Below are 26323 nucleotides of genomic sequence, written 5' to 3'. Positions count from 1 at the left end.
CATTCCACGCGATAGCATGCGCTCAGCGACCGATGTTGCCACAGAGCGAATATTGCCTTGGTTTATAAGGCTGATTAAACGATATAAGACTGGAATAACATACCAGCGAAGCCAATCAAAACCATGCTAAACATGCTAACTTCCAGCCAAAGCGATAACCACCACTGCAACCGGTTCGCAGCTTGTCGAATAGGCTGGACAGTGTTCATAAACTCCGGGTTACGTCCACGATTGATTCGCTCAAATGGTACTACTATGGCCATGGCATACCAACCGCTTTTAAATGGCCAAACTACCCAGTCACTGATGTGATCCTGATTCTTCTGTTGCAAGTTGCGCTGAATAGGTCGTGTTACGAGCAGCGCAACTATTGGGTAAGCAATAATAGTTGAAATAAGCGACCCAAAGAAAAAGGCGTCGTACCAAAAAGGAATGGGGTCATCCATTAAATAGTCCTTGCAAGTGCCTATCATACAAGCGGCCCGCGCTAACCACTACCAAGTGACCATACACCCATGAACTCAAGGAAAAGACCGCAAAGCATTAAGAAAACCATGCCAAACATGCTAACTTCCAGCCAAAGGGATAACCAACACTGCATCCGGTTTGCGGCTTGCCTAATCGGCAGCACTGTGTCCATAAAGCCCTGATTACGTTCATGTCGCCAGCGCTCAAATGGCACTACGATGGCCATGGCATACCAACCGCTTTTAAAAGGCCAAACGACCCAGTCACTGATGTGATCCTGATTCTTCTGTCGCAAGATGCGTTGAATAGGACGTGTTACAAACAATGCAACTATTGGATAGGCAATGAAAGTTGAAAGCGCTAATGCAATGGTTAGAAACGTATACCACAGCGGTACTGTGTATTCCATCAACGGCGGCTCCGAATATAATCTGAGGCTGTGTCATAACCATACCCCGCTATTCTTTGCATGCCCTTGTCTGTATGATAGGCTGCTCCAAAACCAACAGCAGCTGCAGTCCCTACCATTAAGACCCAGCCTACCGGGGTTAGTGCCATAGATAAGCTTAGAGCACTAATTGCGATGATAGCACCTTTTCCAACCATCCAGCCGGCTGCTGCTCCAGCGCCCAAACCTAAATACTGGGTGATGAACTCCCGTAGACGATTATCTGAACGGTAGACACTATTAGCACGTACTCCAGCATCAATAAAAAGCAGCCCTCTGCTGGCTACTTGGGTGCCTCTGGCAAAACGCTGCACTGTGCTTACCTGCTGGCTATTGGCAAAGCGCAGGGTTTGACCGGTCCGTTGGTTGTTGCGGCCATAGCGAGCTACATTCACAGCGCGATCGGGGTTCAGCAAGGCAGAGCGGCTGGCATTTGCTCCTAAGGTTGCATGATAGCGTTGAAGCTGAGCCTGAAAGCGAGCAGTCATATCAGCATGCATGCGCCGGGCATGGGCCTCTTTTGCTGCCAGCAACGGGTTATGGGCTCCTCTGGCTCTGGCTCCGCGCACCTGCGACTTGGCCTGACTGGCTTCGTGCAAATCCAGCAGAGCTTGCTGGTAGCGCACAATGGAGCGTTGAAATGCGGTGTATTTGCTGTTGGTAGCGCCAACCATGGCGCCGGCTGCGGTTAGTCCATGTTCATCGATCAGGTGGATAACCGGCTTGATCAATTCCTCAGTGACGTAAGCAAGCGCTATGGTGTAGTTGTCGTATGCATCAGCAATTTGCTGCAGGCGCTGCAGCTCGCGGGCAGAATAGCGATCAAAAGCAGACAGTACACCTTCATCCCCTGGCTGGCAGCTCAGCAAATACGGTTGGTTAGGGAACAATAAGCCATGTCGGCTGGGGTTTTGGCGCTGGTACTGAGCAAGTAAATCAGGCTCTGCGGCAAAAAACTCCTGCGCCCGCTCAGTGGTCCTTGGAAAGTAAATATCTGCCATTTGTATGTCCTTATCCGCTCGGCTAAAGTGGCGGAATTTTACCGAAAGAACATTTTAGATACAATTATTTTGTATATGTCAGAAAATGGTAATGTACTAGATGGATAGTTTTTACTGCTAATTTGGCAGAGGCTGTTGGGCAAACGCTTCCAGCCGTTGAATCACTGCTTCGGGAAAGACACCCTGGTATAAGGCGCGCATACTGCCATCGCGATAGCTTTGTTCCAGGGCGTCTTGCCATTGCTGAATGTAGGCTACTGAATGATCCAGTGAAAAAACCAGATACAAATAAATATCATCAATGGGCATGAGTGGCACCAGTTCAGTCCCTTGTTGCCGGAGATCCTGTTGCAAGCTCCCGGCAAACAGCTCGTTCCAAATAATGAGATCCACCCGCTGTTGTAAGAACATATCCCGGCATTGTGCTTTGCGGGGGGTAAGGGCTAAGCGTCGCTCGGTGGTAAAGCCCAGTTGTTGCCAATACTGCAGATAAATTGAATCGAGCGACTCACAGGCAATATACGAACGGCTGAGTTCGGCCAGATTTATCGGTCCGGTGAGCCGGTCTTGCCGGCCATACACCCAGAGCCGGTATACCTTGAGTGGACCGACCCAATGAAACAAAGGCTTGCGTTCTTCGCTCAGTGCGGTTTCAAAAAGCGCGGTTCGTGGTTGTGAAGTAGCAGTATAAAAGGCTCTTGCCCAGGGCATTAACTCGATACGGATGTCTTCATCAAGTTGATTGGCAAGTTGCGTGATAAGCTCTGTGGTTGCTCCTGCCACCTTGCCTTGTTCGTTTAAATAACTGGCTGGTGGGCTATGTTCAGTGATAATGCGAAGCGGCGCGCTTTGTTCATGTGCAGATACTACCAAGGGCAACAGACAGTGGATGAATAACAGGACGGGTAGTAGATGCAGTGGTCTGCACATGTTCATCGTGCTCAAAATGTTTGGATTCACTCTATGCTATGAGTATGGTAAGGAAATTGTTCAACTGCCAGCAATTTCATCACGGTCCAACACCGTTGCCATTGAAGCACTATCAAAATAATTTTCATACACCGGCCAGTGGCTACAGGTATTTTAGTAACCAATCAGCACGGCCATCACCAGCATCAGCATGGCCAGTACAATGTAAATGCCGACCAGCGGCATTACAAAGCGCGCCCAACTGGTCCAGGACACTTGCGCCGTCGCAAGGTAAGCCAGCAGGGTGCCGGATGTTGGGGTGAAAATGGTGGTGATGCCATTGCCGAATAAAAAGGCCAGTACTGTGGTATGGGGGCTGATACCAACCAGCTGGCCGATGGGGCCGAGAATGGGCATGCTCACCGCTGCCTGGCCTGAGGTGGAGGGGATCAGAAAATCAAGTAGCAACTGGGATACAAACATCCCTTGCACGGCGAGTAACGGGTTGTCTTCTCCCACCATGCTGGTGAGCTGGAAAATGACCGAATCAAGGATCTGGCCATTTTGCAGCGTCACGGCAATGGCAAAAGCTACACCAATCAAAATAGCGGCCAGCAGAATTTTGCGCATGCCTTCAACAAAAGCATCGGCGGCACCATTGGCGCCGAGGCCGCTGATGCAGGCCAGGATCACGGCTAGCGCGATGTAAAATGCCGTTAACTGCTGATTGCGCCATTCAAAGGTAGTAGAGCCATACACCAGCAAGGCGATGCCGAGTGCCAGTACGATAAGCATCAGCGCATGGCGTTTGCTCAATGGGGAGCTATCAAACTCGATTTTGATACTGGCATCAAAGCCTTCCCGTTTGATCATCAGCATCATAAAGACAATGCCGACCAGGGTGAACACCACAAAAGCGACTAAGCGCATGCTGATGCCGCTGAATACCGGTACATCCACCAAGGGTTGAGCCACAGTCAGAGCCACAGGGTTGGTCACGGAGGCCAGAAAACCTGCTTTGACCGGAATGGTTAAAATCGCCAGTCCCATCAGGTTGGATAAACCGAGCCGGCGCGCCATTTCAACCATCAGCGGAATGATTAACAGGTATTCAGAGGCCAGGCCAAGAAAGGTGCTACCGGCGGCAAACACCACCATCAAGGAAGGGACCAGCAAGTAAACATTGCCACGCAAAGCACCCAATAAGCGTTCTAAACCAGCAGTGACGGCACCTGCTTTGGTCATAATCCCGAACATACCACCAATGATCAGCACCATAAAAATCAGGTTGGCGCCACGCTCCAGCCCTTGAGGAATTGCCAGCAGCAGTTGAATCACGCTGACCGGTTGAGCCTGGGTTGGATCATCGCTGATGCGCCATAAGTTGGACAGGCTGTTGTTTTTTTCCATACTTTGAAAGGAACCGGGTACCACCAAGTTGCCATCGCGCTCGAAGCTGCCTGCGCCTACCAGGTAGGTCAGGGCACCAGCCAGCAGCAAAATGCTAAGCAAAATGATGATGGGGTTGTTGCCTTTGTGCTGCTGGCTGAGGGCCGTTGGTGGTAGCTTGGCCGGGTCGCTTAGTTGGGCAGGAAGTTTAGTGTTGTTGTTTGGCATGCTGGTTCTCAAAAGATAAGACAAAGCCTGATTAACGCAGCTTTGTCTGGATAAATTCGGCGATCGAGGTGCTAACCCGGGTTAAATCGGCCTGAAAGCCAGTAAACAGATGGTTTTTCGTAAACGTCGCTTCATTCATGTAGAGCTGCCGGTTAATTTCAATTTGCACGCTGTGGTAATGCTGTGCTGGCTTGCCGTAAGCCCGCACGCAGTGGCCGCCTTTGTAAGGGTGGTTCACGGCCACGCTGTAACCAAGGAGCTGAAAACTTTGCTGGATGCAAGCTGTAAAATCCGGATCACTGCTGCTGCCGTCGGCATCTCCTAATACAATATCAGGTCGTGCTGCATCGGCATCAATATTCATCGCATTGCCGCGTGATTTCATGGAGTGGCAGTCGATGTGCCAGACACGACCAAACTGATGATGCAGGCCGCTTAGCAGTTCACTTAGCTTCTGATGATATGGTTGATAATAGTCGCGGATGCGCTGTTGTACAGCAGCCACGGTTAAGGGGGAGGCATAAACTGGCTTGCCGGGCAGGGCAAAGCGGCGGATCAGGCCCATACCTCGTTCGCTATAGCGGGTTGGTTGCAGTGGCTCTGGCCAGGGCTCCGCCAATAGTGCCGGGTCCAGATCGTCGGGCGCCCGGTTTAAATCGATGTACATTCTGGAGGCCTTGGCACAAAGCAGATAGGCACCCAGCTGAGTTGCCGGTTGCCAAAGTTCGTCGACATAGGCATCCCAGCCGGTTTTTAGCTCATCGAGCTTCACCTGGTAAGCAAAATCGGCCGGCAGGTAAAAACCGCTGTGCGGCGAGTCAAATACCAAGGGGAGAGGCCTGGGGGTGCTTGGTGGGTGAATGGTAAAATTACTTTGTGCTGACATGCAAAGGCTCCTGTCTGGCAACAACTGGGCGGGCACAGGCTATGTGCCCGCCTACAGCCATTAGAAATCGTAACTAAGCTGAAGGTAGATAAAACGGCCTACGGCATTGTAGGTTTGTTGATCAAAATTAATGTTCAGGTTAGTTCGAGATGTTGGTGGTTGCTTGTCGGTCAGGTTATTGATACCCAGCTTGATGCCGGCACCATTGTCAAAGTTGTAGCCAGCGAATACCGAGTGATACACCATAGAGCCGATGCTGAGTGGCTCGCCAGCAAAGGTTTCTGTGGTATCACCGATGTAGCGCAAAGAATAACCGGAAGACCAGGCTTCCTGGCGCCACTGCGCCGACAGAAAGCCACGCCAGGTTGGGAAAGCTTCACGTGAGGCTGCGGTGCCTTTTTTGTCTACTTCGATGAACGTACCGTCTGGCAAGGTGGAGGATTCAACAAACTTGTTTAGCCGTGACAGATTGGCGGCCAGATCCCAGCGACCCTGGTCGGTATTTAACCGGTAACGTACCACTGCATCCATACCGGATACTTCGGTTTTGTTCAGGTTGACCGGGCCATCCACGATGTTGATGATTTCACCACTGGTTGCGCGTTGGATCACCCCGCAATTGCGGTTGGTGGTGGCGCAGAGATCCAGCAGATTCTGCGTGCCAAAGGTACTGATAGTATTGTCGATTTGGATGTTGTACCAGTCCAGCGTCAGGCTAAAGCCATCCAGCTGCGATGGGGTATAGACCAAACCAAGCGAGATGTTTTCCGAGGTTTCCGGCTCCAGCAAAATGTTGCCGCCCACGGTAATGGGGACATTGGCTTCGTTTTGTGTGTAGCCAGCGGGTACACCGGTACAACCAGGCAAACCGGCATTGTCGGCACAGGGATCATTCACCGGGGCAAAGGACTCACGCTCGCCTTCATACAGCTCCAGAATTGAGGGTGCCCGGAAGCCTTCAGCCCAGGTAGCGCGCAGCATTAAATCGGCCACCGGACGATACAGGATGCCGGCTTTGCTGTTGACGGTGCTGCCAAAGGTACTGTAGTCGGAAAAGCGACTGGCCAGGTTCACTTCAAGGTGATGGGCCATGGCATGGCCTGACAGCAATGGAATGCTTAGTTCGGCGTAGGCTTCGTACAGATCATAGCTACCGATGGTACCTGTTCTTGGCGCTGACGACGTCGTGTTAAAGCTGTTTACTCTGGGGGCAGAATTAATAATGCTATCCGGCACATCGGTACCGGACTCTTTGCGGTACTCCATCCCTGCGGCCAGCAGCAGATCGCCAGCCGGTAAATCGGCGATACTGTTGGTAATATTAAAGCGCAGATGCTGCTGTTTGGCTTCGTTGCTATCTTCACCGGTAAAGTTGATGTAGTTCACCATGTCCGGCGTCAGGGTATTGAATAAGTTCACCGGCACACAGCCTGTCAACAAGTCGCTGACATCGGCGCTCAGGCCGCTGGCATCGCAAGCCCGCATGCCAAGCGCCAGTTTATCCAGGTGCAGTTGATTGTTGGAAACAAAAGTAGCTTTATTACGGGCAAACGAAGCAAAGATATCCCAGTGCCAGTCACTGGTGGTATAGCCTTCCAGCCCAATACCAAAACGGGTGGTATCTACGGTCTGGGCATTGACCCGCAGGCCGTTATCGACAAAGAAGTTGGTGGCAACAAAATCGCTGCCGCTCAGTTCAACCCCAAAAGGGTTTACCCTGGGGTCGTTGGCGACGATAAAACCACGACTGCCATTGACCACCGGGATGGCCGCCGAAAATTGCTGATCGGATTCGCGGCGGTTGTACACAGCTTCGATGCGCAGCCGGGTGTCTTCCGAAATACCAAGCTGGCCCAGTTCAAATACCCCCTGGCCATACACACTCAGCCGGCGGCTGGGACCAACCACGTAATTGTCATGGTAGCGATTGAAGCGATCATTGGCACTGGCCGGACGCCAGCTGCTCAGCTGGTTGCCATCACTGCCAGGTTCACGGGTAATGCCCTGGGCCGGAATATCAAAACCGAACACAGAGCTAAGCGCATTGCTGCGAAACAACCCTTCGCCAGAACCCAAAGATAAACCGTTCAATGGAATGGCGGTCAGGTCGCGATCCTGCGTTAAAATTGGTTTTTGATCAGAGAAACTGGCAACCAGCATCAGGTTGTGGTTGCCAAGATCCTGACCGAGCCGTAAATCCAGATTCAGGGTTTCCCGGTCGCCGTGCGAGGTCTGGCCGTAATAGGCTTTGGCATGCATGCCGGTAAAATCTTTAAAGGTATGAATGTTGACAACACCAGCGATGGCATCGGCGCCATAGATAGCGGTAGCGCCATCTTGCAGCACTTCAACCCGTTCAATCATGGCGAAGGGAATGGTATTCAAATCAACAAAGTCCCGAAAACCACGGGTACCTGCGCCATTGACCCAGCGATTGCCATTCACCAGTACCAGCGAGCGGTTTTCACCCAGATTACGCAGGTTGATGCTGGCACTGCCATGGCTGGTACCTGCCGAGCCATTGTCATTCAGGCTAGCGCCGACGGAAGGGAGCTCCTGCAACACTTCACCGATGGAGACCGCGCCTTTAAGATCCAGATCGTCGCGCTCAAAACTTTGGATGGGGCTGGCTTCGGTTTCACCCCGTCGCAAAATGCGCGAGCCAGTGACTGAAATCACCTCGACGTTATTGTCTGCAGCGCTGCCTGTGTTGCTGACATCGGCCTGAGCCTGACCTGGCAGTGCAAACGCACTGAGGATGGCAGCCGTCAGCATGGATTTGTTGAAATGTCCTGTTGTCATGGGATTCCCCTATCGTTGTTATCATCAACACTGCAATGAGTGTCTGTGCGAAATTTAAGCTAGCAAAGCCCCATGACCTATGCAATATTATTAGAAATACGCATAAACACATAATAAATTGTTATGGAATCATTGAATCTGAAAAGCCTGGAGTGCTTCCAGGCCATTTTGCAAACCGGCTCGGCTACGGCAGCGGCCAAACAGCTGGCCATCACCCAGCCGGCCGTAAGCCGGCTGATCCAGGTGTTGGAGCAGCAACTGGGTTTTGCCTTGTTTTACCGCGAGCACAGCCGGCTGACGCCAACCGATGAAGCCCGCTATCTGGAGCAAGAAATCTCCCTGCTGCTAAGCAGCGTGGATCGCTTTAAAGCACTGGCCGATTCGGTCGCCAAGTCGGAACTGGGCTCGTTGAAAATCGTCGCTCCGGCCAGCTTCAGTGCCGGCCCTTTGGCCAGTGTGATTGCCAGTTTTATGGAGCAGTATCCTTCAGTGTCGCTGAGCATCGATGCGCACAGCCCACAAATGGCACGAGAGCTGGTGGCCCATCGTTCGGTCGATTGCGGTTTTATCCAATTACCGGAAACACATCCGGGCCTGGTGTGCCAGCACCTGCTTAGCAGCAACCTGGTGTGTGCTGTTCCAAGCAAGCACCCGTTGGCCCAGGCAGCATCGATAGCATTGACGCAACTGGCCGCCGAGCCGCTGATTATGCTGGGGCAGGGCAGGCCTACCCGGGTTCGGCTGGAAAATGAGTTCAAAAAAGCCGGGGTGAGCATGCAGGTGCGGCTGGAAACCCATACGGTGGCAACCGCTTGTGCCTACGTTAAAAAAGGCCTGGGCATCGCTATTTTGAATCAGGTGCTAGCCGAACAATACTGCGATCAACAGATGGTGCTGGTGCCGCTGTTGCCTGACATTCAGCATCAGTACGGCTTTATCTACTCGGCTTATGCCCCTATGCCCAGGCTGGTCGCGCGGTTTTACCAGCATTGCCTGATGCATTTCTCTGCTTCCTGTCCGGCTGAAAATTAATAAATTGTCATATTCTTTTTTGGAATTAAAATATCATCATTTAGTATTTTAAATTCTTAATAATGCTCTCTATGATGCATACAGGTAATTCGTTGCCTGTATGGAGAGAGTATGACCAACACTCAGCACACGGCGGAGCAGCTGACCGAGTTAGCCAACCGCATTGAACAGTTGGTTGGTCGAATTGAGTACGGCTCTATTGAACTGGTGTTTCACCACGGCAAGCTGGTTCAACTGGAGAAAATTGAAAAAATTCGACTGGATAAACCAGCACCCTGAATAACCCACCATGCTGACCGGACCACCGGAAGCCTGGCTCTTTATTAGCAAACTATAAAGGACCTCAGCATGAAGTTTAAAACAATTCTGGCCAGTGCTGCATTAGTGGTATCAAGCCTTGCTACAGCCAGCAGTACCATTTTAAATGTTTCTTACGATCCAACCCGTGAGTTTTACCGCGAATACAACCAGTTATTTAGCAATTACTGGCGTGCTCAGGGGCATACTGCACCCAGAGTACGTCAGTCGCATGGCGGTTCTGGCTCTCAGGCCCGCTCCGTGATTGACGGCCTGGACGCCGATGTGGTGACGCTGGCACTGGCCTACGATGTGGATGCCCTGCGGGTACGAGCCGATCTGATCCCACAAGACTGGCAAAGCCGCTTGCCGCTGAACAGTTCGCCCTACACGTCCACCATCGTGTTGTTGGTGCGCAAAGGCAACCCAAAGAACATTCAGGACTGGGACGATTTGGTACGTGATGATGTCCAGGTGATTACCCCGAACCCGAAAACCTCCGGTGGAGCGCGCTGGAATTACCTGGCAGCCTGGGGCTATGCCCTGAAAAAATATGGCTCGGAAGAAAAAGCCTATCAGTTTGTAGAAAAAATCTTCCGCAATGTTCCGGTGCTGGATCCGGCTGCGCGCGGTGCTACCAATACCTTTGTGCAGCGCCGTATTGGCGATGTGTTTATCGCCTGGGAAAACGAAGCCTTTTTATCGGTAGAGCAACTGGGCCGTGGCGAGTATGAAATTGTGGTGCCCAGTGTCAGCATTCTGGCCGAGCCACCAGTGACGGTAGTGGATCGCAATGTTGATCGCAAAGGGACCCGCGCTGTGGCCGAAGCCTATCTGAACTATCTGTACAGTGACGAAGCGCAGCATCTGGCAGCGAAGCATTTTTACCGCCCTGGTCGGCCGGAAATTGCAGAGCAGTATCTGGAAAAATTTCCCCAAGTGAATCTGTTCGGTATCGACGATGTATTTGGTGGTTGGGATAAAGCACAAGCGGACCATTTTAACGATGGAGGCTACTTTGACCGGATTCTGGAAGCCATAGCACGGCGTTAATCAGCAAAGCGCTCTGGCTCACACCAGGGCGCTTACCAATGGAAAGTGTCATGAGTAGCATACGTATAAAACCAGTGATCCCAGGATTTGGGCTGACCATGGGGTTTTCCGTACTGTATTTAAGCTTGTTATTAATCATTCCTGTCGCCGGGTTAATTCTGTTTACCCTGCAAATGAGCTGGGAAGATTTCTGGCGTGCAGTCAGCCATCCACAAGTCGTGGCGTCGTACAAGTTATCATTTCTGGCGTCCTTTATCGGTGCCAGCATTAATGCTGTATTTGGTACCCTGGTTGCCTGGGTATTGGTGCGTTACAGCTTCCCCGGTAAACGTATTATTGATGGCCTGGTGGACTTGCCTTTTGCCTTGCCAACTGCCGTGGCTGGTATTGCGCTGGTTACCCTTTATGCCAGCACCGGTTGGGTCGGCCAGTACTTTGAGCCTTTTGGCATCCGCATCGCTTACAGCCAGATTGGTGTAGTGATTGCACTGACGTACATTGGTTTGCCTTTTGTGGTGCGTACCGTGCAGCCGGTGTTGGCGGATTTTGAAAAAGAGCTGGAAGAGGCCTCGGCAGCATTAGGCGCGAGCCGGCTGACCACCATTCGCCGGGTGATTTTCCCAGCCATTCTACCCGCACTGCTGACCGGCTATGCACTGGCTTTTGCACGGGCTGTTGGCGAGTACGGTTCCGTTATATTTATTTCCGGTAACCTGCCATATCGCACGGAGATCACCCCATTGCTGATTGTCGCCAAAGCCGAGCAGTACGATTATCACGGTGCTGCTGCTATTGGTGTGGTGATGCTGGGGGCAGCTTTTATTTTGTTGCTGCTGATTAATGGCCTGCAGTGGTGGGCGAGTCGCCGAGGATAAACTGATGACAACATCGAACACTTTACCACTGATCAGTGCTGCAGCTGTACAGGATACACCTAGAGCAACGGCTGAGCCGCGCTGGGTTAAATGGACACTGGTTGGGATTGCCCTGACCTTTTTAACCTTGTTTTTAATACTGCCGCTGGCGGTGGTATTGTATGGTGCTTTTGAAGCAGGCATGCAGGTATGGTGGCAAGCGGTCACTGAACCCGATGCGCTGGCAGCCATCCGGTTAACGCTCTTTGTGCTGTTGATTGTGGTGCCATTGAATGCCGTTTTTGGCGTGGCCATCGCCTGGGCCATTGCCAAGTTTGAATTTCGAGGCAAAACCATTTTAATATCGATTATCGATATGCCTTTTGCTATTTCGCCAGTGGTGGTCGGGCTTATCTTTGTGATTTTGCTCGGTTCGCAAGGCTGGTTTGGTCCTTTTCTGGCGGAACACGATGTACGTATTATTTTTGCGGTACCCGGCATCGTCATCGTTATTTTGTTTGGTACCTTGCCCTTTGTTGCCCGCGAGCTGATCCCGTTGATGCAGCAGCAAGGCAAAGAGGAAGAAGAAGCATCCCTGACGCTGGGTGCCAGTGGCTGGAAAACCTTCTGGTACGTCACTTTGCCCAACATCAAATGGGGGCTGATTTATGGCGTGGTGCTGTGTAATGCCAGGGCTATGGGAGAGTTTGGTGCTGTCGCCATTGTCTCTGGCCGTATTCGTGGTGAAACCAATACCATGCCACTGCATATTGAAGTGTTGTACAACGAATACATGTTTACCGCTGCTTTTGCCGTATCGTCATTATTGACTGGGCTGGCCCTGGTCACGATCGTGCTGAAAAGCTGGATAGAATGGAAAGATGAACGCAAACAAACATCGTCAACAGCGCGTTAAAGAGTGAAGAGGTCGTTATGAGTATCCATATTGAAGGCGTGAATAAGCGCTTTGGTGATTTTGTCGCGGTTGACAATGTGAACCTGGCCATTAAAACCGGCGAATTGACCGCCTTACTGGGCCCTTCGGGCTCTGGGAAAACCACCTTGCTGCGGATCATCGCCGGATTAGAGCATGCCGATAGCGGTGTAGTGCGCTTTAACAGCGAAGACATTACCGGCCAGCACGTCAGTGAGCGAGGCGTTGGTTTTGTCTTTCAGCATTATGCGCTCTTTAAGCACATGACGGTTTTTGAAAATGTTGCTTATGGCCTGACGGTAAAGCCAAAAAAATTGCGGCCGAGCAAAGCCGAGATCGCCAAAAAAGTGCATAAATTGCTGGAGCTGGTGCAACTGGACTGGACGGCAGATCGCTACCCGTCGCAACTCTCTGGTGGCCAGCGGCAACGGATCGCGCTGGCCCGGGCGCTGGCAGTCGAACCCAAAGTCTTGCTGCTGGATGAACCCTTCGGCGCGCTGGATGCCAAAGTTCGGGCCGAGCTACGCCGCTGGTTGCGTCGCCTGCACGATGAAATTCATGTCACCAGCGTTTTTGTCACGCACGATCAGGAAGAAGCGCTGGAAGTAGCGGATCGCATTGTGGTGATGAACAAAGGCCGCATTGAGCAGGATGGTACCCCAGAGCAAGTATACGACAACCCAGCAAACCCCTTTGTCTATGAGTTTCTGGGCAACGTCAACTTGTTTCACGCCAGAGTAAAGGCCAGTGGTGAAACAAAGTTTACTTCTGCCAGTGATGATAGCGCCCAACAGGGTGATGAACAGGATGGACTGGCTTATGTCCGCGCTCATGAAATTGAAGTACTGACTTCTGCTGAGCCAGATGCACTGCCAGTCACTTTGGACTTGATCACCATGGTCGGCCCAACTGCCCGGCTGGAGGTTTTAAACCAACAGGATGGCAAGCTGGTACATATTGAATTACCGAAAGAGCAATTCAAAGCTCTAAATTTAAAATCAGGCGATGCCGCCTGGATCAAGCCTAAGTACAGCCAGGTGTTTTTGGGCGAAGGGATTTAACCCGAAGATACCAATGAACCGGCCCCATGCGGCCGGTTTTTTGTCGCTAAGTATCAGGTAAAAAAAGCCCCTGCAAGCAGGGACAAAACAACAGGTGAAGCACCAAGTAAACCGACACCATCCATGGCATCCCTGCAAGGATCCAAATCGTTAAAAGCGGTATTCCAGGCCAAGCGACAGACCGCTGGCATTTTCTCCTACCACCGTTGCTTGCTGGGTGCTGCGGCCACCACCTGACACCCGATAAGCAGCATTGTCCTCGTTGCTGCTGATGGCATAGGCCAGATACCCCACCAGAGCCCGGCCAAACTGGCGATCAATACCGACCACCAGCAAGGTGGCATCGGCATCATCGGCATCCCGGTTGCTCACCCGATACAGCTGGGCCTTGAGGGTGTAGTGCTCCCGCTTGAAGGCAGCACCAGCGCCAAACAGGGTGCGATCGCCAATTGGCAGATCTTTATCCAGTTGGGCAAAAGTAATCAGGCGCAGTTGTTCTGTCACATCATAAAAAGCACCCAGCCGCCAGGCTGTGGGGTTGAGTACTTCGTTACCTTCAGAGCGCTCATAAGCAAGCGACAAGTACCGGCCCTTGGCCGCGTAGGTAATGGCCGTACTCAGTGCTTCACGCTTATTGTCATTGGTTGCACCGTTGGCATGGTGCGGACTGTAGTGCAGATCGAAGGTGATGTTATTCACCGCTGGGCTTTGATAGGCGACGCCGTTTTTAAAGCGCTCATCAAACACATTGCCAATCAGATCATTGCCAGTATTTACCCGGCTAAGGTTACGGATATCGCCAATGCGGTTGCCAAACAAATCCACCCGGGCGCGGATCACTTTAAGTGGCGTATCGAATTGACCAAGACGCAGACTGCCAAAGTTGCCACGCAACCCTAAAAAGGAATCGCGGTCGGCGAAGTTACCTCTGCCTTCATCAAAGAAAATGGTTTGCTCAATCTGAAAAAAAGCTTCCAACCCATGTTCGAGTTCCGTCTGGCCGCGAAAACCAAGACGGCTGGAATTGCTGGAAACATTGGTGGCGTTGTTAACGCCATTATCAAGTTGATCGACCGAAAGGTTAGCTCGACCATAAATACTAACTTCAGCTGCCTGCACGGGGACTAATAACCCCATGACAATAGCCGCAGCGAGAGGGCTACGAACGCTCTGTTTCATAATAAGTCCTGTGTACTAACAAGTTTGAGAGTTTTTAGAAGGGCAATGCTGCTGTGGTAAGTTTATTTTAATATTCATTTTTGAATTAATAAATTAATTTTAAATTCCATTTAGGAATATGAAGTGACGAAATATGAGCGTAGGACCTGGTGGGCATCAGCTGTCGTTATCGTGATCCTAAGCCGTTGTTGTCAGTAAGTGGCCGTTGGTAGTGTCAACCACCCTTGTCAGCTGCTACAGCCAGCTCTTTCTAGGCGAAGGCATTTAAATCAGCCTGATTTTACAGGTTTTTTGGTTTACCATTAGGTTCTGAGTGCTGCCTTTCCAACCGGAGCCAGACCCGCGTGAACGCAGAATTGCTGTTAGTGCTTGCTATGTTGCTGCTCTGCATGGGCTGCTTTGCCGCCAACAAACCCCGTACCGATGTGGTTGCCCTGGTGGTGCTGGCGGTGTTTCCGCTGACCGGCCTGCTGACGGTGCAGCAAACGCTGGCCGGTTTTAGCGATCCTGCGGTGATTCTGATCGCGGCACTCTTTGTGGTGGGGGATGGTCTGGTGCGCACCGGCATTGTCTACCGGCTGGGCGATTGGTTGGTGCGGGTATCGGGCAACAGCGAAATCCGCTTATTGGTATTATTGATGTTGTCGGTGGCGGCTTTGGGGTCGATTATGAGCTCGACCGGGGTGGTGGCTATTTTTATCCCGGTGGTGCTTAGCATCTGCGCCAGGTTACATATCGCCCCAGGGCGGCTGATGATGCCGTTGGCTTTTGCTGCGCTTATCAGTGGCATGCAAACTCTGGTGGCGACACCGCCGAATATGGTGGTGCAAAGCGAGTTGCAGCGCCAGGGGCTGGATGGCTTTCATTTCTTTAGTTTCACACCCATTGGTCTGGTGGTATTGCTGCTGGGGGTTGGCTATATGCTGCTGGCCCGTCGCTGGTTAAACCCGCAACTGGAGCCTGGGCAAACTGGTGCACCCCGCTTAAAGCTGAGTGATCTGGCCAGAAATTACCGCCTGAAAGAGCGTGAGCTGCGGCTGAAAGTGTTGCCAGGTTCGTCCTTACTCGATCAACAGCTGAATGAGCTGGCGCTGCGCAAAGAGTTCGGTATCAATGTGGTGGCTATTGAGCGTCAGCAAAAGTTTCGCACTTTGCTGCTCAATGCCACCGGTAATACGCTGGTCGAGCCGCAGGATATTCTGTTGGTCGATCTGGCCGATCCTGCCATGGACTTGCTACCGGTCTGTCAACAGCTTGGTCTGGAGCCACAACCGCTCAGCCACTCGTATTTTTCGTTTCATGCCCATGAGCTGGGTTTGGCCGAGGTGGCATTTCCGCCCGAGTCGTCGCTGCCGGGCAAAACCATCCAGCAACTGGCGTTTCGTAGCCAGTACAAACTCAATGTGGTCGGTTTGCGCCGTCGGGGCGAAGCCTTACCCGGCGTGCTGGTGGATGAGGTGCTGCAACCGGCCGATAAGCTGTTGGTGGCCGGGAACTGGAGAGACATTCATCAGTTGCAGCAACAAAGTCGGGATTTTCTGGTGCTTAGCCTGCCTGCCGAAGTGGATGAAGTGACCCCGGCTGCCCGCAAAGCGCCGCATGCATTGTTTTGTCTGGCTTTGATGGTGTTGCTGATGGTCAGTGGCATTGTGCCCAATGTGGTTGCAGCGCTGATCACCTGTTTGCTGATGGGAGCGCTGCGCTGCATTGATCTAAACAGTGCTTACCAGGCAATTCACTGGCCCAGCCTGATCCTGATTATTGGCATGCTGCCTTTTGCCCTGGCGTTGCAACAAACCGGTGGGATTGATTTGGCGGTCAGCAGTTTGTTGTATCTGGTGGGCGAGCGGGGGGACTATGCCTTGCTGGCGGCGCTGTTTGTGTTAACAGCCGTTACCGGCTCCTTTGTCTCCAATACGGCAACGGCGGTGTTGATGGCGCCGGTGGCGGTGTCGCTGGCCAATAGTCTGGGGGCTTCACCGTATCCTTTTGCTATGATGGTGGCCCTGGCGGCTTCGGCAGCCTTTATGACGCCGGTTTCCTCCCCCATCAATACCCTGGTGTTGCAACCTGGTAAGTACAAGTTTTTCGACTTTGTGCGGATAGGGACGCCATTTACTCTGCTGGTTTTGCTGGTGAGTGTGCTGCTGGTGCCTCTGTTGTTTCCACTGTATCCGGCCTGAGCTGGAAACTCAGGTTGTTTCCCGTGCCAGCTTCCATTGCAAAAAGGCTTTCACCACCAGGGTGGCGATGGCGATCAGGGTCAAAATGGCGGCGGCAATAAAAGCACCGGCAGTGTTGTAATCCTGCTGCAACAACTCAATGTGCAGTGGCAGGGTGTTGGTCTGGCCGCGAATGGTGCCGGAGACCACCGACACAGCGCCAAATTCACCGACAGCTCTGGCATTGGTTAAGATCACGCCGTACAGCAAAGCCCAGCGGATATTGGGCAGGGTAATGTCCCAGAACACCTTCCAGCCGCTGGCGCCCAGCAGCACGGCGGCTTCTTCCTGCTCGGTGCCAAGCGTGGACATCAAAGGCACCAATTCCCGCACCACAAAGGGGCAGGAGACAAAGACGGTGACCATCACCAGGCCGGGCCAGGCGAACATCAGTTGTAAGTCGACCTGATCCAGCAGGTTGGCAAAAGGCCCGTTGGCACCATAGAGCAGCAGGTACAGCAAGCCGGCCACCACAGGGGATACGGCAAAGGGGATATCAATCAGGGTAAGCAGTAAACGCCGGCCCGGAAAGGTAAAGCGGGTGACGCACCAGGCAATCAGGGTGCCAAACACCAGATTAATCGGCACCGTCAGGCCAGCGATAAATAAGGTCAGGCCAATGGCGTGCAGCATGTCTGGATCTTTCAGGTTGTGCCAGAGGCCACCTAAACCGGCCGACATGGCGGCAACAAAGATAAATACCAGCGGGATCACCAGCAGCAAGACGGTCAGGGTCACGCCGGTGCCAATCAGTACCGGGCGCAACCAGCGCTGCTGGCTGTTCAGTGGGTTGGCTGGCTTCATTTTAAGCCTCCGGTGATGTGCTGATAGCGCTGCTGAATGCCGTTGATGATAAAGAGCAGCAGCAAGGAGGCCAGCAGCACCACACTGGCGATGGCCGCGGCGGCGGCGTAATCAAATTCTTGTAAGCGGATAAAAATCATCAGCGAGGTGACTTCGGTTTGCCAGGGCAGGTTGCCGGCAATAAAAATAACCGCACCAAATTCCCCCAAACTGCGGGTAAAGGCCAGTGCTGTGCCTGTGAGCAAAGCCGGTTTTATTTCTGGCAGGATCACTTTAAAAAAGGTTTGCCAGGGGCTGGAGCCTAAGGTGGCCGCGGCTTCTTCGTACTCGGGGCCAAACTCTTCCAGCACCGGCTGCACGGTGCGCACCACAAAGGGCACGCTGGTAAATACCATGGCCAGCACAATGCCAAGCCAGGTGTAGGACACTTTGATATCCCACAGCGCCAGGTATTGGCCGAACCAGCCCTGGGTGGAGAAAATAGCCGCCAGTGTCAGGCCGGCAACGGCCGTTGGCAGGGCGAAGGGCAGGTCCATCAGGCCATCCAGCAGCACCCGGCCGGGAAAGCGGTAGCGGGTTAAAATCCAGGCCATCAACAGGCCAAAAAACAAATTAAAGATGCTGGCCACCAGAGCAGCCGAGGCGGTGACTTTGTAGGAGGCCACCACGCGCGGATCGCTGATAATAGCCCAGTACTCGGCCCAGCTCAGCTGCGCCGTTTGCACCACCAGGCCGGTGATCGGCAATAAAATCACCAGGCTGATAAAAAACAAACTGCTGCCAAGGCTGATGGTAAAGCCTGGCAGCACGCGCTTGCTGCGATAAGCCACAGATCCAATCATGTTGGCGCACAACCTCTGTTAACGGCGACGACGGCCTTCAGCCAGTAAACGATCCAGTTCGGCGTTGTTGGCAAAGTGCTCACGATTGACCTGCTCCCAGCTGCCAAACACGGCTTCCACCGTAAACAGCTCGGTAACAGGGAACTGCTCGGCTACTTCGGCTTTCACGGTGTCGTGGTGCACCCGGTAATAGTAGCTGGCCAGCAGGCGCTGCGCAGGTTCGCTGTATAAAAATTCCAGATAGGCTTTGGCTTGGGTTTCGGTGCCGTTGCGGGCGACATTGCGGTCAATCCAGGCCACCGGAAATTCGGCCAGTACGTTGGTCGGTGGCACCACGCGCTCCAGGCCAAGATCCGGGTACTGCTTGATGATGTTGTTCACTTCGGATTCAAAGGTGATCAGCACATCGCCCAAATTGCGGTCAATAAAGGAGGTAGTAGCGCCACGGCCGCCGGTATCAAACACCGCGACCCGGGCTAAAAATTCCGCCATCCAGGCCCGTGCGGCGTCGCGATCATCGCCAAAGCGCTGCAAGGCATCGCCATAAGCCGCCAGGTAGGTGTAGCGGGCATTGCCGGAGGTTTTCGGGTTGGGAAACACCAGGGTCACGCCTTCTTTGGTCAGATCTTCCCAGCTTTGAATGCCTTTGGGGTTGCCCTTACGCACCAGAAACGCCATGGTGGAATAATAAGGCGAGGCATTGTTCGGTAAGCGCTCGCGCCAGTTCTCAGGCAGCAAATTGCCACGCTGGTGCAGAATGTCGATGTCGGTGCTTTGGTTAAAGGTCACCACATCGGCGCGCAGGCCCTGAATAATAGCCTGAGCCTGACGCGACGAGCCGCCATGCGATTGGTTGATGGTGAGGGTTTCGCCAGTTTGTTGCTGCCAGTGCTGCACAAACAATGGATTAATATCGGCAAACAGCTCCCGGGCAATATCGTAACTGCTGTTTAGCAGTTCTTTGGCCTGGGCAGGCAGCGCCAGTTGGGCGCCGAGCAGGGCAGCAGTCAGTAAAATCGCGCGCATAGCAACTCCGAAATAAGCGTTGGTTCAGCTAAGTTTAATATGCACTGTAGTTACCACAAAACGAAATGCTAGTTCGTTTTGTTCTAGATAAGATGCAAAGGTGATAATCTGCTGGCCAGTATTAACCAACCAGCAGTTGCCAGCCGATGCCGAGCAGGGCGCAGCTGCCAAGCACGACAAAAAGCCCACGTTTAAAAACAAACAGCAGCAGGCAGGCCAGCAGGGTTATTGCCAGCATCGCCGGGTTCAGGCTGCTTAGCTCGGGCAATTGCAGCTGAAGGCCAAAGCCTTGCAGCACGATGCGTTCAGCAAAAAGCACATTCACCGCAAACCAGAGTGCCAGATTAGCAATAACACCCACCACTGCAGCCGTAATGGCAGCCAGTGCTGCCGATAGCGCCAGATTGCTGCGCAGTTTTTCCACATAGGGCGCGCCGGCGAAGATCCAGACAAAACAAGGCAAAAAGGTCACCCAGGTGGTCAGTAAGGCACCGAGGACACCGCCCCAAATGCCGTATTCGCGAAAGGCAGCCAGAAAGCCAACAAATTGGGTCACCAGAATCAGCGGCCCGGGGGTGGTTTCCGCCAGGCCAAGGCCATCCAGCATCTCGCCGGGCTGCAACCAGCCATAGTGTTCTACCCCTTGCTGAGCAACGTAGCCAAGCACGGCGTAAGCACCGCCAAAGGTCACCACCGCCATTTTGGAGAAAAACAATGCGATTTGGCTAAACACTTGCTCGCCACCAAGCAGCATGAGCAAGGTTAGCATGGTGGCAAACCAGAGCAGGGTACAGACCAGCGCTGCGGTTTTCGTGCCGGGACGGACGACCACATCAGCGACTATCGGTTCGGCGGTGCTGTCTGTTTTACTGAAACGGGCCACCAGATAACCAATCAGGCCTGCGCCCAGCACCACCAGCGGAAAGGGTAGGTTAAAAGCAAACAGGGCAATAAAACCGGCAATGGCCAACAGCCAGGCCAGCCGGTTTTTCAGCGCTTTTTGGCTGATACGCAGCAGGGCTTGCACAACAACGGCCAGCACCGCTGCTTTTAAGCCAAAGAACAGCCCCTGCACCAGGGAGACATCGCCCAGTAGCACATAGAGCAAGGAGAGCCCTAAAATCAGCACAGCACCGGGGAGAATAAACAAAATGCCCGCTACCAGGCCGCCCTTCACACCATGCAACAGCCAGCCGATGTAGGTGGCCAGTTGCTGTGCTTCGGGCCCAGGTAACATCATGCAGTAATTGAGCGCATGCAAAAAACGGCTTTCATCGACCCAGCGCTTTTCGTCCACCAGAATGCGGTGCATCAGGGCAATTTGCCCGGCCGGGCCGCCAAAACTCAGCAGGCCAATGCGCCACCAAACGGCCAGGGCTTCGCGAAAGGACACTTCAGGCATATAGTAATCATTATCGTTTAACGGAGTTAATTCACTATGACAGAATATGCCTCTAAATCAAGCTTGGCTCAGTTAAGGCGTGCTTTCTATTTATCTGATTGAAGAGTAAAGATTTTTACCTGATGGGTTCTCGATAGCCAGGTGATAGCTATGGTACCGACAATAGCGGGCAAAAACCAAACTACCAACTGCCATTCACCCAACTCCAACAGCCGTCGTGCTCCAAAGGTGAAAAAGGCGGTGTAGGCAGCAATACCGGTACCAATCATGGCACTGAAATGCTCAATCAACCATTGGTTGGGCGACACTTGCTGTTTCAATGGGTAGCGTAAGGTCTGTATGGCAGACATCATACCAATGACACCAAAAGCCATGTGCAGCACCTGCTGAAAATAGATACCAACACTCAGCAGTACCAGCCCGCCTATCCCCATTAGCAATTGGGTACCTATATACAAAGGTGTTTTCAGTGCTTTGTGATTTTGTTTATGTTTTAGCATCATCTGACTGGTATTAAGGCCACAGTAGACCAGAAAACCAAGATACATCAGAAAACCAAAAAATAAGCGTACCCGTTGGCTAAAGGCAGCGTGCATGTCTTGTGAGGCTAGGTGTTGGCCCTTATAAAACACCGGATCCCATAGCACCATGATACAGAGCAAGAAGGTGGAGCCAATGACCGTATACATACAGCCTGTGTAATATTGCCCGAAACGACGGTGATTGAGGGCTCCTTTCTTACACAACAGGGGTAGCCAAAACAGCAGCAGTGCCATTGAGCCTGCAATGATGTGTAAATAAAATAGCGACTGGTGCAAGGTGAGTAAATGATTCAGGCTTTGCATGTGATTATCCTTCGTTATCTTTCGAATCTGCACCAGAGTAGCTTGCTATTGCTACTGAAAAGAGTCCTGAAAGTCATGACTTAAAACATGACGAATGGCCTATGGCTGTGTAGAAATAAAATGACATAATGAGCTGATGAAAATGATAGCTTCCCGTCTCACCTTAGAGCATCTGGCTGCACTACTGACCTGGTTGTTGGTTAGTAGTGGCACTCTATTGCTGATGCTAAGGAGAGATACGTCTGATAGCAGCCTGATTGCCATTTCTGTGCTGTTTCTGCTATTTGGTGCACTCGCAATGAGCTTGCCCGATGAGCTGCATAGCCCTGCCCAGAAAAAGCGCTGTATGCTGCAGATAGGCCTGTGTTATCTGTGTGTGCTGGGGCTATTTGCGTTGGTCCCTTTTTCATTTGTCGCCATTTTTCTGATCATCCTTGTGGCGCAGATCGCTTTTTATATTCCAATCAAAACTGTACTTATACTTAGCATGCTTGCCATGTTGCCTATGTGGCTTATTTATCAGTTCTACTGGCAACACGGCGCAGCCTGGATTAGTGCGCTGCTATACTGGAGTTTTTGTTTATTTGCCATCTTGATGGTTGCTGCTATCCAAAGAGAAACTGCAGCCAGGCATGCTGCTGAGCAAGCGAATAGAGAATTAAAAGCCACCCAGTTACTGTTGAGCGATGCGAGTCGCTTTAGTGAGCGACATCGCATTGCTCAGGAATTGCATGATGTAATGGGGCATCACTTAACTGTGTTGAGTATTCATTTGCAGGTAGCAATGCGACAAAGCTCCGAGCCGCTCACACCGCAGTTGCAGCAATGCTATCAGCTGGCACGCTTACTGCTCGCGGATGTGCGACAAAGCGTGTACGACATGAATGATAACCATGGCCTTGATATCGATGAAGCTATTAGGCAGTTACTGGATGGCTTGCCAAGGCTTCGGGTGGCCTGGATCAATGAGCTTAAAGCAGGTATAGACAATGTTCAGCAAGCAGAAGCCATCTTACGGATAACTCAGGAAGCGATCAGCAACGCGTTGCGTCATAGTACAGCAGATCAGATGCAGGTAGTGTTAAGCCGGGCCGACCAGCAGCTTCGACTGCGCATTCAGGACAACGGCGAAACAGCCACACCGATCATGGAAGGGCAAGGCTTAACAGGGATGCGTCGGCGTATCGAGGCGCTTTCGGGGCAATTCAGCTATCAACGGCAAGCTGATGGTTTTACGATTGTCATTAGTTTGCCGGAGGGCACAGCGTGATAGGCGTCATGGTAGTGGACGATCAAACCTTGGTGCGACAAGGCATTGCCAGTTTACTGCAATTGTCCGAGCAGGTTCGGGTGCTGGCTGAAGCAGCCTCAGCTCAAGAAGCTCTGGAAAAGTTTGTTGTCGTCCAGCCAGATGTGATCCTGATGGATATCCGTATGCCGCAGATGAGTGGTATTGAGGCGTTGCGTCGGTTTCAGCAGTTTGACCCTGCGCCACCTGTGATTATGTTAACCACCTTCGATGAACAGGGTGTGGTGATGCAGGCGATGCAGGCCGGCGCCAAAGGCTATTTACTGAAAGATGTCAGCCTGGATCGGTTGGTCGATTGCATTGTAGCGGTAAGAAATGGCAAAACCATGATCCAGCCCGCAGTGACAGAAAAAATCATGCTCAGTTTGCAAGGCGTTGCGCAGGGTTATGAGCGTTGCCCTATGGTTGAAGCCATGACCAACAAAGAAATAGAAGTGTTGCGGTTAATGGCTTCAGGCCTTAGCAACCGTGAAATTGCTGAAGCGCTGTTTAAATCTGAAGGGACCGTCAAAAATCAGGTGTCCGCTATTCTGGCTAAACTTGGTGTTCGGGACCGGACCCGGGCTGTTTTATCTGCTATTGATGCCGGCATCATTTAATCACAGCACACACAGCTCTGGCTTTAAGCGTAAGCCAGCCTGAAAATCCTTCGTCGGAATGGCTTCGGTTTTCACCACCCCTTTATTGGAGGTGACCCGGTGAATGTACTGGCCGTTGCCGGTGGCGATGCCAACATGGGTGATCACGCCTTCAGCCCAGTTGCCATAGGTGTTTTGCAAAAACACCAGATCGCCGGCTTTGAGCTGTTCAATACGGCTGATTTTTTTGCCAAACTCCTCGCTGGCTAAGGAATCCGCATGGGTGGGATGCAGTTGATCGTCCGGGCCTAACAGGTGCAGGTCCCAGGGCACCTGAGTTTGCAGCTCGGCAAAATGCTGGCCGCAAGCTGCTTGCAGCACAGTGCGGGTCCAGTTCATGCATTGCTCGGCCTGGCCCACCCGGTAATCCTGGCCTTGCCAGAGCAGGGCTGTCTGGCTTATTTGCTGGCCGATGGCTGGCCAGTCGTTGGTGCTGCGAAACAGATGCAGCCAAAGATCATCGCCGGTACCATTGTCATTGATGGCATGCTCAAAAGCCGCTTGCGGGTAGCGGATGTTTTTCCCCGATACCGTGCTGTCGTAGCGGCCCCATTTTTCCAGGTTCCACTGACCGTAAGGGTCGTGCACGATGTAGTGCCCATCTTCAAAACCGGTCACCACCACGATATGGCCCGGTTGGGTAAACCAGCCATGCACGATCACCGGGCGCCCGGCGGCCAGCTCGGCGCGTAATTGGGTCAGGGTTCCTTGCTCCAGGCTATGCGCCCGCATCGGGCTGCCTGCTTCGATGGCCAGGGTGTTAAAGCCCTGCTGCAGTGCCGGCACCGTTTGCAGCAAACCAAAGCGCTGATACAACTGATCGGAGACCGTGCTGCTGGCACTGGTTGCGGTGATGTCAAAATAGCTGGTGATCATCGCCAGCGAGGTCAGACTGCAACTGGCATGAGGCCGGTGTTGATTGTCCAGCTGACTGAAGAAAGGCACGGCTGACTGGTAAGCTGGTTGCTGTGTTTGTGGTTGCATGCTGTGACAGCCAATCAAAAAGGAAGCAGCGCAAAACAGCAGAAGGGGGCGACCTGAGAATATATGCATAAAACCTCTTTGCTGTGGTACTGGCGGTGTTCGTTTCAGCTTAAGCCGTATGCAGCTGCGACGGCAAATGAGCTTCCATCGGCCAGACCGATGAAAGTATGTAGCTGAAACTACCGTGTTAAGCTCGTTTTTGTTGCTGGCTGGCTGGCAAGTGACCTTCTGCCTGCAAATCGACGATGGTGCGCTCAATTGCCTGGCGCAGGGTTGCAACAATGGTATCGACCTGCGCTTTGGTGATGGTTAGGGGCGGCGACATCACATTCAAATGCACGATGGGCCGGACAATCAGGCCTAAGTCTTCGGCATGATCGGCAATGCGCTTGCCAATATCCAGCTCCTCCGGGAACAAGGCTTTGCTGACTTTATCACGCACATTCTCGACACAGACCATCAATTGCTGGCCACGCACCTGACCAACAATCGGCAAATCTTCCAGCGTTTTCATCTGCTGCTGAAAATAGGGGCCTATCTGCTGCACCCGCTGCAGCAATTGTTCGCGCTCGATAATCTCAATATTTTTCAACGCAGCGGCGCAGGCAACCGGATGGCCGGAGTAGGTAAAGCCATGGGCAAAGCAGCGGCCATGGCCCGGTTCGCTAATTACCTGATGAATGCGGTCGGAGTAGATGCAGGCTCCCAGTGGCTGATAGCCGGAGGTGATGCCTTTGGCGGTGGTAATGATATCCGGTTTAATACCAAACAGATCCCAGGAGGCAAACCAATGGCCGAGCCGGCCAAAGGAGGTGACCACCTCATCGGAGACATACAAAATATCGTATTTTTTGCATAGGGCCCAGGTCGCATGATGATAGCCCGCTGGTGGCACAATAACGCCACCGGCACCGAACACAGGCTCGGCATAAAAAGCGGCAATGCGTTCAGGCCCTAGCTGCAGGATGCGCTCTTCCATTTCCTGCAGCAGCAGCTGCAAATAGTCGGTTTCCGACAAGCCAGCCGGTGCCCGGTAATAATTGGGGCAGGACAGGTGGTGAATAAAGTCCTTAATAAAGTCAAACTCCGGCGGATGATCCCCCGCTTTGCCACCAATCGACATCGATAAATAGGTGCTGCCATGGTAGGAGTTTTTGCGCGATAGAATATGCTTTTTCTCAGGTTTGCCACGACAGTTCTGGTAGTACTGAATTAAGCGGTAGGAGCTATCCACTGCGGTCGAGCCGCCGCAGGTGAAAATAACATGATTCAGATCGCCCGGTGCCAGTTCGGCCAGTTTGGCAGCCAGTTGGGTTGCCGGGATATTGGTCATATCAACAAAGGGGTTGGCAAAGGCCATGGTACGGCACTGCTCGGCAATGGCATCGGCCATTTCGGTGCGACCCAAACCAATGTTGGTGCACCAAAGTCCACCCACAGCATCCAGGTAACGCTTGCCATTGCTGTCGGTGATGTAACAACCATCGGCGCTGGCGATCGGCAAAGCGCCTTGTTCGGCGAATACATCGAACACCGTCCAGGGGTGGGTGAAATGCTGTTTATCCAACTCGACCAACTGGTCGGTGCTGGTGGCTGCGCTGTGCAAAGTCATGGTGGTTTCCTGTAGCAGTTTGCCCACATCGGGCCTTGGTCCAGTTATAACCAAGGCAGCTGGGCAACAGCATTCCCTGTACAGGCAAGGGGTCGCGT

Annotated in this window: 24 protein-coding genes; 9 read left to right on the top strand and 15 right to left on the bottom strand. The window is 52.6% G+C overall.

Going from position 1 to position 26323, the window contains the following annotated elements:
- Positions 1-74: 74 nt before the first annotated feature.
- From BLW37_RS09945 to BLW37_RS09915, 7 genes are all read right to left on the bottom strand, one after another.
- Positions 75-446, bottom strand: a complete 372-nt coding sequence (locus BLW37_RS09945) for a hypothetical protein (RefSeq protein WP_091342384.1) — start codon at positions 444-446, stop codon at positions 75-77.
- 41 nt (positions 447-487) lie between these two features.
- The gene (locus tag BLW37_RS09940) at positions 488-877 is read right to left on the bottom strand and encodes a hypothetical protein (protein ID WP_091342382.1); all 390 of its coding nucleotides are present in this window, start codon (positions 875-877) and stop codon (positions 488-490) included.
- The gene (locus BLW37_RS09935; protein WP_091342381.1) at positions 877-1917 is read right to left on the bottom strand and encodes a hypothetical protein; all 1041 of its coding nucleotides are present in this window, start codon (positions 1915-1917) and stop codon (positions 877-879) included. Before BLW37_RS09935 ends, BLW37_RS09940 begins: the two co-directional genes overlap by 1 nt.
- A gap of 117 nt (positions 1918-2034) precedes the next feature.
- Complete coding sequence (locus BLW37_RS09930; RefSeq protein ID WP_171907591.1) at positions 2035-2790, bottom strand: substrate-binding periplasmic protein; 756 nt, start codon at positions 2788-2790, stop codon at positions 2035-2037.
- Between the two features lie 210 nt (positions 2791-3000).
- Complete coding sequence (locus BLW37_RS09925) at positions 3001-4443, bottom strand: YfcC family protein (protein ID WP_091342377.1); 1443 nt, start codon at positions 4441-4443, stop codon at positions 3001-3003.
- Between the two features lie 31 nt (positions 4444-4474).
- A complete protein-coding gene (locus tag BLW37_RS09920; protein WP_091342375.1) occupies positions 4475-5329 on the bottom strand; it encodes an N-formylglutamate amidohydrolase in 855 nt (284 codons plus the stop codon).
- Positions 5330-5389: 60 nt separating this feature from the next.
- Positions 5390-8131 carry a TonB-dependent receptor gene (locus tag BLW37_RS09915; RefSeq protein ID WP_091342374.1) on the bottom strand — a complete coding sequence of 914 codons (2742 nt, stop codon included), beginning with the start codon at positions 8129-8131 and terminating at the stop codon, positions 5390-5392.
- Between the two features lie 123 nt (positions 8132-8254).
- Here BLW37_RS09915 and BLW37_RS09910 point away from each other — a divergent pair, with 123 nt between their 5' ends.
- From BLW37_RS09910 to BLW37_RS09885, 6 genes are all read left to right on the top strand, one after another.
- On the top strand, positions 8255-9163 hold the full coding sequence (locus BLW37_RS09910) for a LysR family transcriptional regulator (protein WP_091342372.1): 909 nt from the start codon (positions 8255-8257) through the stop codon (positions 9161-9163).
- A 111-nt stretch (positions 9164-9274) separates the two neighbouring features.
- Positions 9275-9442: a YezD family protein gene (locus tag BLW37_RS09905; RefSeq protein WP_091342371.1), complete on the top strand. Its 168-nt coding sequence runs from the start codon at positions 9275-9277 to the stop codon at positions 9440-9442.
- Between the two features lie 69 nt (positions 9443-9511).
- Positions 9512-10513: a sulfate ABC transporter substrate-binding protein gene (locus BLW37_RS09900; protein WP_091342369.1), complete on the top strand. Its 1002-nt coding sequence runs from the start codon at positions 9512-9514 to the stop codon at positions 10511-10513.
- A 50-nt stretch (positions 10514-10563) separates the two neighbouring features.
- A complete protein-coding gene (cysT, locus tag BLW37_RS09895; protein WP_091342367.1) occupies positions 10564-11388 on the top strand; it encodes a sulfate ABC transporter permease subunit CysT in 825 nt (274 codons plus the stop codon).
- 4 nt (positions 11389-11392) lie between these two features.
- Positions 11393-12283 carry a sulfate ABC transporter permease subunit CysW gene (cysW, locus tag BLW37_RS09890; protein WP_091342589.1) on the top strand — a complete coding sequence of 297 codons (891 nt, stop codon included), beginning with the start codon at positions 11393-11395 and terminating at the stop codon, positions 12281-12283.
- 17 nt (positions 12284-12300) lie between these two features.
- Complete coding sequence (locus tag BLW37_RS09885) at positions 12301-13362, top strand: sulfate/molybdate ABC transporter ATP-binding protein (RefSeq protein ID WP_091342366.1); 1062 nt, start codon at positions 12301-12303, stop codon at positions 13360-13362.
- Between the two features lie 150 nt (positions 13363-13512).
- On the opposite strand, the gene BLW37_RS09880 is transcribed toward BLW37_RS09885, so the two are convergent.
- Positions 13513-14541 carry a porin gene (locus BLW37_RS09880; protein ID WP_091342364.1) on the bottom strand — a complete coding sequence of 343 codons (1029 nt, stop codon included), beginning with the start codon at positions 14539-14541 and terminating at the stop codon, positions 13513-13515.
- A 344-nt stretch (positions 14542-14885) separates the two neighbouring features.
- Here BLW37_RS09880 and BLW37_RS09875 point away from each other — a divergent pair, with 344 nt between their 5' ends.
- Positions 14886-16724, top strand: coding sequence for an SLC13 family permease (locus BLW37_RS09875; RefSeq protein ID WP_091342363.1), 1839 nt, complete (start codon positions 14886-14888; stop codon positions 16722-16724).
- Positions 16725-16733: 9 nt separating this feature from the next.
- On the opposite strand, the gene cysW (BLW37_RS09870) is transcribed toward BLW37_RS09875, so the two are convergent.
- The 5 genes from cysW (BLW37_RS09870) to BLW37_RS09850 all read right to left on the bottom strand — a co-directional run bounded on the left by cysW (BLW37_RS09870) (position 16734) and on the right by BLW37_RS09850 (position 21682).
- A complete protein-coding gene (cysW, locus tag BLW37_RS09870) occupies positions 16734-17567 on the bottom strand; it encodes a sulfate/thiosulfate ABC transporter permease CysW (RefSeq protein WP_091342361.1) in 834 nt (277 codons plus the stop codon).
- A complete protein-coding gene (gene cysT, locus BLW37_RS09865; RefSeq protein ID WP_091342359.1) occupies positions 17564-18409 on the bottom strand; it encodes a sulfate/thiosulfate ABC transporter permease CysT in 846 nt (281 codons plus the stop codon). Before cysT (BLW37_RS09865) ends, cysW (BLW37_RS09870) begins: the two co-directional genes overlap by 4 nt.
- An 18-nt stretch (positions 18410-18427) precedes the next feature.
- Positions 18428-19435, bottom strand: coding sequence for a thiosulfate ABC transporter substrate-binding protein CysP (cysP, locus tag BLW37_RS09860; RefSeq protein WP_091342358.1), 1008 nt, complete (start codon positions 19433-19435; stop codon positions 18428-18430).
- A gap of 121 nt (positions 19436-19556) precedes the next feature.
- On the bottom strand, positions 19557-20837 hold the full coding sequence (gene chrA, locus BLW37_RS09855) for a chromate efflux transporter (RefSeq protein ID WP_091342356.1): 1281 nt from the start codon (positions 20835-20837) through the stop codon (positions 19557-19559).
- An 86-nt stretch (positions 20838-20923) separates the two neighbouring features.
- Positions 20924-21682, bottom strand: a complete 759-nt coding sequence (locus BLW37_RS09850) for a hypothetical protein (protein ID WP_091342354.1) — start codon at positions 21680-21682, stop codon at positions 20924-20926.
- A 142-nt stretch (positions 21683-21824) separates the two neighbouring features.
- Between BLW37_RS09850 and BLW37_RS09845 the strand changes: the two genes are divergently transcribed.
- Together BLW37_RS09845 and BLW37_RS09840 are read left to right on the top strand one after the other, a co-directional pair.
- Positions 21825-22952, top strand: coding sequence for a sensor histidine kinase (locus tag BLW37_RS09845; RefSeq protein WP_171907590.1), 1128 nt, complete (start codon positions 21825-21827; stop codon positions 22950-22952).
- Positions 22949-23590, top strand: a complete 642-nt coding sequence (locus BLW37_RS09840; RefSeq protein WP_171907589.1) for a response regulator transcription factor — start codon at positions 22949-22951, stop codon at positions 23588-23590. Before BLW37_RS09845 ends, BLW37_RS09840 begins: the two co-directional genes overlap by 4 nt.
- Here BLW37_RS09840 and BLW37_RS18865 read toward each other — a convergent pair whose 3' ends face one another.
- Both BLW37_RS18865 and BLW37_RS09825 read right to left on the bottom strand, forming a co-directional pair.
- Positions 23591-24613 (bottom strand): C39 family peptidase, encoded by a 1023-nt coding sequence (locus tag BLW37_RS18865; RefSeq protein WP_245785687.1) that lies wholly within the window; start codon positions 24611-24613, stop codon positions 23591-23593.
- Between the two features lie 187 nt (positions 24614-24800).
- Entirely contained in the window at positions 24801-26225 is a 1425-nt protein-coding gene (locus BLW37_RS09825; protein WP_091342348.1) for an aminotransferase, read from the bottom strand.
- Positions 26226-26323 lie beyond the last annotated feature (98 nt).

This window comes from Alkalimonas amylolytica (assembly GCF_900107845.1).
Lineage (GTDB): Bacteria > Pseudomonadota > Gammaproteobacteria > Enterobacterales > Alteromonadaceae > Alkalimonas > Alkalimonas amylolytica.
Note: the sequence above shows the minus strand (reverse complement) of the source record. Positions and strands in the feature narration are given on the sequence as shown.